This is a genomic window from Shewanella sp. FeAMO (genome assembly GCF_053653955.1).
Genome location: NZ_CM132201.1, coordinates 4,889,849 through 4,903,771, shown reverse-complemented (window position 1 = coordinate 4,903,771; position 13,923 = coordinate 4,889,849). Strand labels below are relative to the sequence as shown.

Annotated in this window: 12 protein-coding genes; 5 read left to right on the top strand and 7 right to left on the bottom strand. The window is 52.4% G+C overall.

What is annotated here, in order from left to right; all coding sequences use genetic code 11:
- Window positions 1-11: 11 nt before the first annotated feature.
- Entirely contained in the window at window positions 12-2,780 is a 2,769-nt protein-coding gene (polA, locus tag ACWAU4_RS21975) for a DNA polymerase I (protein ID WP_208137678.1), read from the bottom strand.
- Between the two features lie 385 nt (window positions 2,781-3,165).
- Here polA and elbB point away from each other — a divergent pair, with 385 nt between their 5' ends.
- Window positions 3,166-3,819, top strand: coding sequence for an isoprenoid biosynthesis glyoxalase ElbB (gene elbB, locus ACWAU4_RS21970; RefSeq protein WP_025009069.1), 654 nt, complete (start codon window positions 3,166-3,168; stop codon window positions 3,817-3,819).
- A 112-nt stretch (window positions 3,820-3,931) separates the two neighbouring features.
- On the opposite strand, the gene glpG is transcribed toward elbB, so the two are convergent.
- From glpG to ACWAU4_RS21945, 5 genes are all read right to left on the bottom strand, one after another.
- Window positions 3,932-4,765: a rhomboid family intramembrane serine protease GlpG gene (gene glpG, locus ACWAU4_RS21965; protein WP_071238781.1), complete on the bottom strand. Its 834-nt coding sequence runs from the start codon at window positions 4,763-4,765 to the stop codon at window positions 3,932-3,934.
- Window positions 4,766-4,768: 3 nt separating this feature from the next.
- Entirely contained in the window at window positions 4,769-5,071 is a 303-nt protein-coding gene (glpE, locus tag ACWAU4_RS21960) for a thiosulfate sulfurtransferase GlpE (RefSeq protein ID WP_025888989.1), read from the bottom strand.
- 78 nt (window positions 5,072-5,149) lie between these two features.
- Window positions 5,150-6,175, bottom strand: a complete 1,026-nt coding sequence (gene tdh / locus ACWAU4_RS21955; RefSeq protein ID WP_025888990.1) for an L-threonine 3-dehydrogenase — start codon at window positions 6,173-6,175, stop codon at window positions 5,150-5,152.
- Between the two features lie 23 nt (window positions 6,176-6,198).
- Window positions 6,199-7,392, bottom strand: a complete 1,194-nt coding sequence (locus tag ACWAU4_RS21950) for a glycine C-acetyltransferase (RefSeq protein WP_025888991.1) — start codon at window positions 7,390-7,392, stop codon at window positions 6,199-6,201.
- A gap of 206 nt (window positions 7,393-7,598) precedes the next feature.
- Entirely contained in the window at window positions 7,599-8,243 is a 645-nt protein-coding gene (locus tag ACWAU4_RS21945; RefSeq protein ID WP_454290390.1) for a TetR/AcrR family transcriptional regulator, read from the bottom strand.
- A gap of 119 nt (window positions 8,244-8,362) precedes the next feature.
- On the opposite strand from ACWAU4_RS21945, the gene waaA reads away from it, so the two are divergent.
- The gene (gene waaA / locus ACWAU4_RS21940) at window positions 8,363-9,643 is read left to right on the top strand and encodes a lipid IV(A) 3-deoxy-D-manno-octulosonic acid transferase (protein ID WP_101053268.1); all 1,281 of its coding nucleotides are present in this window, start codon (window positions 8,363-8,365) and stop codon (window positions 9,641-9,643) included.
- Here the strand turns inward: waaA and ACWAU4_RS21935 are convergent.
- Window positions 9,613-10,335 carry a 3-deoxy-D-manno-octulosonic acid kinase gene (locus ACWAU4_RS21935; RefSeq protein ID WP_454290389.1) on the bottom strand — a complete coding sequence of 241 codons (723 nt, stop codon included), beginning with the start codon at window positions 10,333-10,335 and terminating at the stop codon, window positions 9,613-9,615. The two genes, waaA and ACWAU4_RS21935, sit on opposite strands and share 31 nt — an antisense overlap.
- An 85-nt stretch (window positions 10,336-10,420) precedes the next feature.
- On the opposite strand from ACWAU4_RS21935, the gene ACWAU4_RS21930 reads away from it, so the two are divergent.
- From ACWAU4_RS21930 to ACWAU4_RS21920, 3 genes are all read left to right on the top strand, one after another.
- Entirely contained in the window at window positions 10,421-11,467 is a 1,047-nt protein-coding gene (locus ACWAU4_RS21930) for a glycosyltransferase family 9 protein (RefSeq protein ID WP_412486203.1), read from the top strand.
- A gap of 154 nt (window positions 11,468-11,621) precedes the next feature.
- On the top strand, window positions 11,622-12,695 hold the full coding sequence (locus ACWAU4_RS21925; protein WP_229839740.1) for a glycosyltransferase family 9 protein: 1,074 nt from the start codon (window positions 11,622-11,624) through the stop codon (window positions 12,693-12,695).
- Window positions 12,688-13,788, top strand: a complete 1,101-nt coding sequence (locus ACWAU4_RS21920) for a glycosyltransferase (protein WP_101053260.1) — start codon at window positions 12,688-12,690, stop codon at window positions 13,786-13,788. Before ACWAU4_RS21925 ends, ACWAU4_RS21920 begins: the two co-directional genes overlap by 8 nt.
- Window positions 13,789-13,923 lie beyond the last annotated feature (135 nt).

Sequence of the window (13,923 nt, the reverse complement as noted above, 5' to 3'; positions counted from 1 at the left end):
TAGATAGATTATCAGTGAGCCTGATCCCAGCTGTCACCCAAGCCGGCTTCGGCCAGCAAAGGTACATCCAGGGTAGCGGCTTCAGCCATGAGTTTGCAGATCTGTTGTTGCAGCTCTTCGGCTTTCGCTTCATTGACTTCAAACACCAATTCATCGTGAACCTGCATGATCATGGTGATTTCCCCCTTGGTATCAGAGGCTATCCAGTCGGCAACTTTGATCATCGCCTTCTTGATGATGTCGGCTGCTGTTCCCTGCATAGGAGCGTTGATTGCAGCCCGTTCTGCGGCTTGACGCCGCATGGCATTGCGATCACGGATTTCCGGCAGATACAGGCGCCGACCAAAGAGTGTGGAGACATAACCTTGCTCGGCAGCGAGTGCCCTGGTCTCTTCCATATACTTGAGCACGCCGGGATAACGCTTGAAGTAGGTATCCATATAGCTTTGTGCTTCAGTGCGGGGAATATCCAGTTGGCGTGCCAAGCCAAAGGCGGACATGCCATAGATAAGACCGAAGTTAACCGCCTTGGCCCGTCGGCGCTGCTCTGGAGTGACAGTTTCAAAAGCCACATCAAAGACTTCAGCCGCCGTTGCTCTGTGAATATCTTTACCCTCGGCGAATGCCGCCAGCAGGCCGGCATCCTGGGACAGGTGAGCCATGATCCTGAGTTCAATCTGTGAGTAGTCGGCGGCCAGAATCTTGCGCCCTGAAGGTGCGATAAAGGCCTGACGAATTCTGCGCCCCTCTTCGGTGCGGATAGGAATATTCTGCAGGTTAGGGTCGCTGGACGACAAGCGGCCGGTGGCAGCGTTGGCTTGATGATAGCTGGTATGCACCCGGCCGGTTTTGCCATTGATCATCAGCGGTAACTTATCTGTATAAGTGCTCTTGAGCTTGGTCAGGCTGCGATGCTCGAGAATGATCTTTGGCAATGGATAATCCAGCGCCAACTCTATCAATACCTCCTCGGCGGTTGATGGCGCGCCTTTTGGAGTTTTCTTGATCACCGGATAACCCAGCTTTTCAAAGAATAGTGCCTGCAGCTGTTTGGGAGAACCCAGATTGAACTTCTCTCCGGCTATCTCATAGGCTTTTTGCTCCAGCGCATCTATCTTTTGTGCCAGCTCATCACTCTGCTGCGACAGTTGCATACTGTCGATCAACACTCCGTCGCGTTCCATCTGTGAGAGCACCTGAATAAGCGGCAACTCAAGTTCGGTGAAAACGTTGGCTAACTCTTGCTCCCGCTCAAGCCTTGGCCACAGGTGTTGATGTAGCCTGAGTGTGATATCGGCATCTTCGGCGGCGTAAGGCGCCGCTGTTTCCAAAGGGATCTGGTTGAATGTCTGCTGCTTGGCGCCTTTACCGGCAATATCTTCGAAGCTGACACATTTGTGCCCCAGATACTTGAGCGCCAGGCCATCCATGTCGTGTCTGGATGCTACAGAATTGAATACATAGGATTCGAGCATGGTATCGAAGGCGACACCGGCCAGTTTGATACCGGCATTGGCCAGAATACTGATGTCATATTTCAGATTTTGACCGACTTTCTTTATCTCGGGATCTTCGAGAATAGGCTTGAGTTTGGCCAATACCCCTTCTCTAGACAGCTGCTCGGGGGCATCCAAGTAATCGTGTCCCAGTGGCAGATAGGCGGCTTCTCCAGCCTTGACGGCAAAGGACAAACCCACCAGTTTGGCGTCCATATAGTTGAGGCTGGTGGTTTCAGTATCTACCGCCATCAGTTCGGCATCGGCCAGCTTTTTCAGCCATTTTTCCAGTGCGGCTTCCGTCAGTATGGTTTCGTATTCTGTCTCTATGGTGACTTGAGATGGAGTTTCTTCCTGAGTCTCTGGCGCTGTTGTGTTGGCCGCCTTGGGGTGCGGCATCTTGTTGTCCAGAACTTCTGCCAACCAACGCTTGAACTCCATCTCGCCGTAAAGCTGTGTCAGTTGGTCTTTATTGGGCTCGGTAATATTGAGTTGATGCCAATCCAGATCCAGCTCGCAATCTGTTTTGATAGTTGCCAGATCGTAGGATAGTTGCAGCATCTCGGCATTGTCGGTGATTTTCTTGGCCATGGTCTTGGCACCACGGAAGCCAAGTTCCGTGACACAATCCGGTTGCTGCAGTAGCTTGGCGACACCACCGGCCCCTGTCAGCATGGCCAACGCGGTTTTCTCACCCACACCAGGCAATCCCGGGATGTTATCGGCCTTGTCGCCCATCAGGGCCAACAGGTCGATGATAAGCTCGGGGCCGACGCCAAATTTACTGGTGACCTCTTCCGGTCCCATTATGGTGTCTGTCATTGTGTTGATCAGGGTGACATTGTCATCCACCAGTTGCGCCATATCCTTATCGCCTGTGCTGATCAGAATAGCACGGCCTTCCTTACTGGCCCTGGAGGCAAGAGTGCCTATCACGTCATCGGCTTCCACCCCGGGAATACAAAGGAGTGGCAGGCCAAGAGCCTCTATGATGGCATGCAGGGGGGCTATCTGACTTCGCAGATCATCAGGCATTGGTGGCCTGTGGGCCTTATACTCGGCGTACATCTCGTTACGAAACGTGGGACCCTTGGCATCAAAAACAACCGCCATCTGTTGTGGCTTGTATTTGCCCAGCAAGCTGCGCAACATATTGACTACGCCGTAAACAGCCCCGGTAGCTTCACCCTTGGAGTTGGTCAGGTGAGGTGGTGCATAGTAGGCCCGATAGAGGTAGGAAGAACCATCCACAAGGACGAGGGGGTTTTCTGCTATTGTTGGCATAGTTTTGTTTCAATCTAAGCTGTCTTAAGTGCTGCTAAGCATGCCATATCAAGGCATTTTCGGCCATGACAAAATCACCCACAGCCTGTGGATAAGTCTGTGAGTGAAAAAATCAACATAGAGAAAGGCGGTAGAGAACAACATAAAGTTGTTTTTATAACTTGTTGATATTTATTTGTTATTTGTTTTTTTGTGAGTCAGGTAAAAGTTTTACTAAATCTTATCGGTTGTGGATTTTTTAAATTCCTTTTCCAGATTCGCACCTTGGTAGCGGTAAAAATCGCCTCTTAGCAAAGACGATGAATTAAGTTAGCATGATTTTTAATCAGATCAACCAGTTTGTAACTGGTTTGTTAAACCCAAATGACATAAGAGGGAATTTTTAATGAAAAAAATCGCAGTTCTTCTCAGTGGTTGCGGTGTCTTCGATGGCAGTGAAATCCATGAGGCGGTGTTGACCCTGCTGTCCCTGTCTCGTTCGGGCGCGGCTTACCAGTGTTTTGCCCCTGATATTCCTCAAATGCATGTGGTCAATCATCTCAAGGGTGAAGTCGTGGAGACTGAGCAGCGCAATGTGTTGGTGGAGGCTGCTCGAATTGCCAGGGGTGATATCAAGGCGACTTCTGAACTGAATGTGGCTGACTTCGACGGCCTGATCATTCCCGGAGGCTTCGGGGCCGCCAAAAACCTCTGTAACTTTGCCGTAAATGGCAGCAATAGTGAGATTGCCGCTCCGGTACGTGAATTTATCAGCCGTTTTATCAGTGCAGACAAGGTGGTGGGTTTTATCTGTATCGCGCCTGTGATGATCCCGAGCCTCTATGGTGAAGGGGCCAGAGGCACCATAGGGACGGACGCAGAAACCGCAGCGGCCTTTGTAGCCATGGGTGGTGAACATCAAAATGCCAAGGTAGATGAAATTGTGGTCGACAGTGAGCGCAAGATAGTCAGCACCCCGGCTTACATGCTGGCAGGTTCCATTGCCGAGGCCAATAGTGGCATTGAAAAGCTGGTGGCCAAGGTGTTGGAGCTGGCCTAAGCCCTGTCCAAGTTACTTTGAACCTATTCAAGAGGGAGCCTGAGCTCCCTCTTTTTAGTGTTGCCGGCTGTGCAGAGTAACTTTGGCGTGTACAAACCTGAGCCTCATGGGATTATTTTTTCCCGCGGTTGTCGAGCCAGCCTTGGGCCAGCCCGACCAAGAGTCCACCCAGATGCGCGCCGTTGGCTATCGAAAGGCCAAACACATCCATAAAGCCAAGTACCAGCCACAACAGCATAAAACCCATCAAGGCCGGTGGCAGACCTATGCCTTTCTCTGGGCTCATACGGCCGCTGACCCAGGTATAACCCACCAGGCCATACACAACCCCGGAAAGACCGCCGAAGTTGGGACCACTGAGATAGAACTGCACTATATTGGGCAATGTACCGGCGACCAACAGCAGAGTCAGTAAAGGAGCAAGACCGATACGGTTTTCTATTTTGCCACCCAAGACCCACCACCAGAGTAGGTTAAAGGTGATATGCAGCGCCGAGAAGTGCAGCAGGCTCGGGGTAAACAGGCGCCAGAATTGGCTGAAACCGGCATCCGAAGTGGCGCCGAAGAAGGCCAGGGCTTCGAATGCCTGATTGCCGTAGCCCAGGTTCATGGCTGCGAAGATAGCTATGCTGACCAGTAGAATGATCAGCGTCAGCGGTCCGGCGCCGGTAATAAATTGACTCAGCAGTTGCAGCGATGGCGCGCCATAGTCAAAGCGGATTCGGTTGTCGCCATGATCCCAAGAGGCCTGCAAGTACTTGGGGTTTAACGGATCTTGGACAAAGTCGAGAAATGCTTTGCGCCCCTTGGCTTGGTCTGTGTTCTCGATAACATGGATGGCCACTCCCTGTTCCAGATGTGTGATGCGACAGGGGATCCCTTCACCCTTGAGGTAGTCTACCAGCGCCTGGGCAGCACGTTCATTGGGGAGGCGGCCGATTTCCATGCCTCAGTCCCTCGGCCAGGCAGCGAAACCGCCATCCAGGCTGTAGACCTCATCGAATCCTTGATGTTGCAGATATTCCGCTGCGCTTTGGCTGCTGATGCCATGATAACAGCAGACAACCAAGGGCTTATCCATATCAGCGTCCCTGAGATAGTCGGCCAGATTATCATTGCCGAGGCGGACGGCACCTGGAATATGGGCAGTCTCAAAACTGGCGGGGTCGCGAATATCGACTATCTGCAACTCGGCATCTTCGGCCATCATTTGCTGGAGTTGAACGACAGAAAGGTGTTGGTAACTGGACATACTTTGCCTGTAAAAGAGGTGGTGCTTGTTAACAGTGTGCATCAGGGCGCTGCATGAGTACAGCGCCCTGTTTGAGGATCAATCCCAGCTGAGAATGACCTTGCCGGATTGACCCGAGCGCATGGCATCGAAGCCCTGCTGGAAGTCATCCACCTTGTAATGGTGGGTGATAATAGGCGCAATATCCAATCCGGACTGGATCAAACTGGCCATCTTGTACCAGGTTTCAAACATTTCCCGGCCATAGATGCCCTTTATCACCAACCCCTTGAAAATGACCTTGCTCCAGTCTATCGCCATATCGCCACCCGGGATCCCCAACATGGCAATTTTGCCACCGTGGTTCATGGTATCCAGCATGGAGTGGAAGGCCGATGGCACACCGGACATTTCCAGGCCGACATCGAAGCCCTCTGTCATGCCGAGCTCACTCATCACATCTTCGAGCTTTTCCTTGGCCACATTGACGGCTCGGGTCGCTCCCAGCTTGCGCGCCAGTTCCAGACGGTATTCGTTGACATCTGTGACAACTACGTGGCGGGCACCGACATGGCGACAAACCGCGGCGGCCATAATGCCTATGGGGCCGGCTCCGGTGATCAGCACATCTTCACCGACGAGATCAAACGACAGCGCAGTGTGTACCGCGTTGCCAAAGGGGTCGAAGATAGCGGCCAGATCGTCGCTGATATCATCGGGGATCTTGAAGGCGTTGAAGGCCGGGATCACCAGATATTCGGCGAAGGCGCCTTCGCGGTTAACTCCCACACCCACTGTGTTACGGCACAAATGAGTGCGGCCACCACGACAATTACGGCAGTGACCACAGGTGATATGACCTTCGCCTGACACTCGGTCACCAATATTAAAGCCACGAACTTCCTGACCCATATCTACCACTTCGCCGACATATTCATGGCCGACAACCATAGGAACCGGGATGGTCTTTTGTGACCACTCATCCCAGTTGTAGATATGCACATCGGTACCACAAATGGCGGTCTTGCGAATCTTGATCAGCAGATCGTTATGGCCCATTTCAGGTTTGGGTGCGTCTACCATCCAGATGCCTTGTTCAGGCTTGAGTTTACTCAGTGCTTTCATCATGTTACTCCATGGGATAGGTATCAGATGATACCCATCTCCTTACCGATTCGGGTGAAGGCTTCGATGGCCTTGTCCAGCTGTTCACGGCTGTGAGCCGCCGACATCTGGGTACGGATACGGGCCTGTCCCTTGGGTACTACCGGGAAGGAGAAGCCGATGACATAGATGTTTTCCTGCAGCAGGCGGTTGGCGAAGTCACTGGCCAACTTGGCATCACCCAGCATGACCGGCACTATGGCGTGATCGGCACCGGCCAGGGTGAATCCGGCTGCAGCCATTTTTTCACGGAAATAACGGCTGTTTTCCCATACCGCTTCGCGCAGTTCCTGGCCCTCTTTGAGCATCTCCAGCACCCGAATCGAAGCGCTGACGATGGAAGGCGCCAGTGAGTTGGAGAATAGGTAAGGGCGTGAACGCTGACGTAACCAATCGACAACTTCTTTGCGGGCCGCGGTGAAGCCGCCGGAAGCGCCACCCAGCGCCTTACCCAGGGTGCCTGTGATGATGTCGATACGCCCCATCACATCGCAATATTCGTGGGTGCCGCGGCCGTTCTGGCCGATAAAGCCAACGGCGTGGGAGTCATCGACCATGACCATAGCGCCGTATTGGTCGGCGAGATCACAGATACCCTTGAGGTTGGCAATAACCCCATCCATGGAAAACACCCCATCTGTCGCTATCAAGATATGGCGGGCACCGGCATCGCGGGCGGCGATCAGTTGGGTTTCCAGGTCGGTCATATCATTGTTGGCGTAGCGGAAACGCTTGGCCTTACACAGGCGGACACCGTCAATGATAGAAGCGTGGTTCAGGGCATCCGACACTATGGCATCTTCCGGGCCCAGTAAGGTTTCAAACAGGCCAGCGTTGGCATCGAAGCAGGAGGAGTAGAGGATGGTATCTTCCATGCCGAGAAACTCGGACAGATTGGCTTCCAGCTGCTTGTGAATGTCCTGGGTTCCGCAAATAAAACGTACCGAGGCCATGCCGAAGCCATGGTCTGCCAACCCGGCCTGCGCCGCCTTGATCAATTCAGGGTGATTGGCCAGCCCCAGGTAGTTGTTGGCGCAAAAGTTGATAACTTCTGCTTCATTGACGCGAATGGCCGGTTGCTGTGGAGAAACTATTACACGTTCGCTCTTGTACAGGCCTTCGGCCTTGACGTCAGCAAGCTGTTGGTTGATCTGATCGTAGAATGAGGTAGATGCCACCTTAAGTCTCCTTGATTGGATTATTCTGTTTATTGGAGTGGTGGCATTTTAACCCTAAAGCCAATGGCTCAACACTCTTTTTTGAGCTGGGTCGGCAGGGATAAATCAGATTAGGGCTAGTGCTTATTTCAGATGAGAAAAACTAGGGAATCCGAGAAGGAGAAAGGCATCTGAATGACAGATGCCAAAGACCAAAGACAGTAGGGTTAGTCTTGCTGGTGGGCTAAAGTTTGGTAGTGCTGCTCCAGACGCTCGAAGGTCGAGGTGGAACTGGGGGTGGCGTAGGATTTAAAGATCATCAGCACCCTGAGCAGGCCTTCATAGAGTGAAGACTTGGTGATATTGGCTATGCTGGATTGGGTCAGCTGATAGCTGATCCAGAAGCTGACTATCATCTTGATAGTATCGGCCAGGCTGGAGATCTTGTCTTGCTCCAGCTGCAGAAAGCCATCCTGACACAACTGTTGCAGTACGTGACTAGAGCGGGTCAACACCTTTTGCTGGGCTTCCAGATAGCGCTTTTTCAAGGCCTCATCGCGGCTGAGGATGTCGGCCAGGTTGGCGTACATAAAGCGAAATTGCCACAGGGTATAAAACATGGCATCGAAATAGCCAATCAATAACTCGACATCGACTTGCCTGTCTTCATAGGGTTGAAACCCCAGGTCCAGATGATTTTCATACTGGTCGAAAATACAACGAATAATGTCTTCCTTGTTGCGGAAGTGGTAATAGAGATTGCCTGGGCTTATTCCCAGATGGGCCGCGATATGATTGGTGGTGATGGAGCGCTCGCCGTGTTCGTTGAAGAGTTCCAGGCTGGCCTGGATGATTTTATCGCGGGTTTTCATCTGAGTCCTAAATGGTTGCGGCATCATCCGCAATCCGGCGAATGGCTCTTGGTTATGCTGCTTCGGGTATTATGCTAGCATTGTGACAATCCATCAGGCAAAACTCAATTATCCCGCCAATGAACCTTAGTCGTTACTCACTCTTGCTGTATCTGTTGTCGCCACTCTTACTGCTGTATCTGGCATTTAGGGCCTTGAAAAGCCCGGATTACCGTGGCCGGTGGGGTGAACGATTCGGCTTGTTCAAGGCCAAACCGACAGACCTGTTGATCCATACTGTTTCCATGGGGGAAACCTTGGCAGCTGTGCCGCTGATCAAGGCATTGATGCAAGCCAACCCTGATCTATCTGTCACGGTAACGACCACCAGTCCCACAGGTTCCCGTGAGGTGAATAAGGCATTTGGTGACACAGTGCAGCATTGTTATCTGCCGTTCGATCTTCCCTGGTGTGTGCGGCGTTTTCTAAACAGGCTCAAGCCTGCAAACCTGATTGTGATGGAAACTGAACTCTGGCCCAACTTACTGCATCAGGCCAAAAAACAGGGTGCCGGCATCATGCTGGCCAATGCCAGGTTGTCGGCCAAGTCGGCCGCCAAATACCAAAAGTGGGCCGGGCTTAGCCTGCCCATGTTGCAACTGCTGGATAAGGTGGCCGTGCAGACTCAAGCCGAGGCCGAACGCTTTATCGCTCTCGGCGTTGCCAGCGACAAGTTGAGTGTGTGCGGCAGCCTTAAGTTCGACCTGCAGCTGGATCAGCACAAGATAACTAAGGCCAGAGGCGAAAGGCAGTTGTGGGGGCGCGCCTCGTCCCCGTCCCCGGTATGGGTTGCCGGCAGTGTTCATCCTGGGGAGTTTGCCGCCATGCTGGAGTGCCATAAACGCTTGCTGGCGCTGTGGCCTGAGGCTTTGTTGATCATGGTACCGAGACACCCGGAGCAGTTCGATAATGCCGCCACGGCAATCAAGCAGGCTGGGTTTGCCTATGTGCGGCGCAGCAGTGGTCATGAGCTAGCTGCCGGGACTCAGGTGCTGCTCGGGGATACCATGGGGGAGTTACTGGGGTTATATGCCTGCGGCGATCTGGCCTTTGTCGGCGGCACCTTGATTACCAATGGCGGGCATAATCCGCTGGAGCCGGCGGCCTTGGGCTTGCCGGTCTTTGTCGGCCCCCATCATTGGGACTTTGCCGAGATAACCTGCATGTTGCAAGATGCCGGGGCCTTGCTGCAAGTTGAGGATGCCGCCTCGCTGGCGAGTGGCATAACGGCACTGTTGCAGGACAGCAACGCGAGACATCGTGCCGCCCAAGCCGGCTTGGAAGTGGTCAGCAGCAACAGAGGAGCACTGCAGAAGCAATTGCGGTTGGCTCAGGCTTTGTTGTCAGCTGAGCCGCGGTAGCCTTCCAGTAGCCACTGCCAGTTATCTTCGTTAAATTGCAGCTCGGGCTGTTTGCGTTTTTCTTTGTTGAAGGAACGCAACAGCCTACTGAGATTGGCCTGTTGCCAACCGTCGGCCGGGGTTCGCAGCTCTCCTCGGTCAAAATCAATCAGATAAAAGCCCTGGTCGCTGCTGAGAATATTCTTGGCGTTGAGATCGGCATGGTAGACACCACGCTGATGGAAACGGCCAATCAAGGCGCCGAGTTGTTGCCACTGAGGGCGCGACATGGCCTGTTTTTGCAGCAGAGCCACCAGATCCTCGGCACCATGAATGCGGCGGATCAGAATGTCGGCCCGATACCAGAGACCGAAGCGTTCCACTTTGGCGGCAATTGGCTCGGGCACAGGTAAACCTTCTTCAAAGAGTTGCTCCAAGAGCGCCAGTTCTGCTACAGCACGGGTCTTGGGGACGCCGGTGAACAGGTAGGCATCTTTGCTGAACTTTTCCATCAGGCCGCCGCGCCAATAGTGGCGCAATACCCACTGCTGTTTCCCATGCTCGACAAACCAGGTGGTGTAACGCCCCTTGGATGAGCCGACAATCGCTTGCTGTTGCCGCCAAAAAGACTCGTCAAACCAGGTTTCATTCAGGGCTTGTGGGGCGGCATGACTCAGCGCCAGGCAACCCTTGGCGGTATTTTTAATCTGCATCGGCTATTTGTTCGTTATAAGCTTGGAACCTGGGTCTATTCTACATTAAGATCTGGGGTTTGCACCCAAGAAGCCGATTCTGTCCATGAGTCTTGACCCAGCGAAAATTCAATCTCTCTGCTTGCTGCGCCTGTCGGCGATTGGTGATGTTTGCCATGCCGTCGCCATGGTGCAGGCGATTCAGCGTCAGTATCCGCAACTGGCCATCACCTGGGTGATAGGTAAGATAGAATATCAACTGCTCAAACACCTGCCCAGGGTGGAGTTTGTGGTGTTCGACAAAGGCCAAGGCTGGAAGAGTTACTTCAATCTGCGGCGGGCGCTCAAGGGGCGTCGTTTCGATGTGCTGTTGCACATGCAGGTGGCGCTGCGGGCTACCATAGCCTCATTGATGATCCCCGCCAAGGTGCGCATAGGGTTTGACCGGGCCAGGGCCAAAGAGGGACAATGGTTGGTGACCAATGAACAGGTGGCTCCGTTGGCCACACCCCATGTATTGGAAGGCTTTATGGGCTTCGCTAAGGCTTTGGGGGTGACAGATCTTCAGCCTAAGTGGAACATTCCTGTGCCCTCCGCCGATACTGAGTTTGCCCGTCGGTTGATCCCTGATGGGGATAAGGCACTGATTATTTGCGCTGCCGCCAGTAAGGCAGAGCGAAATTGGTTGCCAGAACGTTATGCTCAAGTAGCCAATCATGCGCTGGGAAAGGGGTATCGTGTGTTGCTTTGCGGCGGTCCCGCTCCTATGGAGTATCAGCTTGCCGAGGCCATTCTTGAACATGGCGATGCGCGCATCGAAAACCAGGTGGGTAAGACTTCGCTGACGCAGCTTTTGGCGCTTTTGAAACAGGCGAGCATAGTCCTGGCGCCGGATACCGGTCCTGCTCATATGGCTGTAACCCAAGGAACACTGGTGATCGGCCTATACGCCCACTCCAATCCTGGACGCACTGGGCCTTATACCTGTTTGGATAGCGTGGTCAGTGTCTATGATGAGGTAATTGCCTTGCAATATCCAGGTGAGGTTCCCTGGGGTACACGCGCCAAAGGCGCGCATCTGATGGAGATGATCCCGGTGGCTCCTGTAATTGCCCAATTGGATCGTCTGTTGCCAGCAAGCGAAAGCACTTAATCAAGCGATCCACAACAATACTCCGGTCAATAGTAAGGAGCTTCTGATTAATGGTAAGCTTCAGGCTTGATGGGCTCATCTGCTGACAAACATCAGTTGAGTGATGCAATGAGGGAGGATGGGGTTTTTCCATTTTATTTTAGGGATAATGTCGATGTCCGTGGCGCCAAAATTTCTGTTTGTACCTGTCTCCTGTGAAGAGGGAATAGGTGAATATATGCGTTCCACCATAGTGGCCGACGAGATCATGCAGCGTTGGCCCGGAGCACAGATTGAATTTGTGCTTAACAGTCGCGCCCCCTATGCCAAGTATTGCCCCTATCCAACGCATCTGGTTGACGACACTCCCACCAAGCGAGTGAAAGAGGTGAACCAGCTGATCTCAAAGTTAAAGCCTGATTTAGTGGTCTTCGATGCCGCAGGACGTAAGGCACAGCTGAAACATGCTTATCGCAGCGGTGCCAAGGTAGTTTTTATCAGCCAACACAAACGCAAACGTGCTCGTGGCATGAAGCTTGTGCGGGCATTGGTCACTGACAGTCATTGGGTGGTACAGCCTGAGTTTGTGATTGGCGATATTAGTCGTTTCGATCGCTTTAAGTTAAACCTGATTAAGCGGGCCGAGCCCATCTTTACCGGTCCTATCTTCGCTCGACCCGATAAAGTGTTGCAACAGCAGTTGCAGCAAGAATATAGCTTAAATCCCAAGGGCTATCTCCTCTATAGCGCAGGTTCTGGCGGTCATTATGTCGGCGCAACTCTGGCGGCTGAGCGTTTTGCCCAAGTGGCGCAGATCTGTTATCAAAAGATGGGAATACCCAGCGTCATGGTGTTTGGCCCTAATTATCCTAAACCTCTGCCTAGGTTAGAGGGTGTAGTGAGTATAGATCGGCTCTCCAGCGTGGAGTTTATCAACCTGCTTGATGGCGCAGTGGGCGCTGTGCTAAGCGGTGGCGATACCCTGCTGCAGGCGATAGCTCTTAAGGTGCCAACGTTGGCTGTGGCTGTTTCCAAGGATCAACCCAAGCGGATTGATAGCTGTGTGCAGCGGGGCTTAGCCATCAGCAGCGATATCGAGACCGATACCATGTGTACTCAGGTACAGCGCCTGTTGGAACCACAAACTGTAGCGCAGTTAGTTGCCAATATGGATAAAGAGGGGGAGGCCAAGGGGTTGGATATCTGCATAATGGAGATTGCGCGACTATTGGGGCTTGATTATGAGTAGTAAACGGATCGGCTTAGCTATAGACAGCCTCGCCGGTGGCGGTGCAGAGAAGATAGTCTTAACCCTGGCGACTGAACTGAAACGTTTGGGACATGAGCCGCATCTTTTGGTGCTGACCCCTCATTATGATTATGCAGTCCCTGAGGAAATTCCCTTGCATGTCTGCTTCGATGAAGGTGAGCGGCATATCATTGCCTGGTGGCGGTTGGGTCGCTCGGTTGCCAGGGTAAAGCAATGGTTCGATGAACTCGAACAGACTTATGGTGGTTTTGACCTTATTTTGTCTAATTTGGACAAGAGCAATTTATTGCTAACTCGTGCCGGCGTATCACCGCTCTATATTGTGGTGCATAACTCTATTGAAGAGGAGTTGAAGCGTGAGCGTAAACTCGGACTATTAGCTTACCTTGCAATGCTCAGAACCAAGCTGGCACTGAACGGCCAGGCGTTGATCACAGTCTCCAAGGGGATCGCTCAGGAAATTCGCCAGAGCGGGCGAATTTCTCCCCGCAGTATGCGTACTATATATAATCCATTCGATATAGAAGCGATAAGGGCAAAGGCTGCAGAGGAACACCCGGATATTCCCAAGGGGGACTATCTGATCCATGTTGGTCGTGTCGCACGGCAAAAACGTCATGACATACTATTTCAGGCTCTTGCCAAGATGCATAAGCCTTTGCCGCTGGTGCTGCTTTGTAACAATCCCAAGAAGGCGATGAAACTGGCCAGAAAATACGGCGTGGCCGATCGCATCATCTGTCCCGGGTTTCAGGCCAACCCCTTTCCCTGGATAAAGGCGGCGCGCCTATTAGTGCTAAGTTCCGATTATGAAGGCTTTGGTAATGTCCTGGTCGAGGGGTTATTGTGCGGCACACCTGTGATCAGTACCGACTGCCCCCATGGACCTGATGAGATTTTAACGGGTGAATTGGCTAAATATCTGGTGCCAAGACGGGATAGTAAGGCTTTAAGTCAGAAGTTGGAGCAAGCCTTGGAGTATTATCCGCCTTTTGCCGACAGTCAGATCCTTACGCAGGTGACTATCGACAAAATTGTTGCCGATTATCTGAGCCTCTGTGAGTCCTCTTAAGGGTTATGGAATAGAACTTTCACTACTTGTAGCCTACTTACTTAAGTTCTTGCTTGTTTAATCGTTTTACAAGCCCTGATATTACAGCCTCGTTGTTGGTGGGCTAAATATAAAGCATTAATAAATAATGCTTTA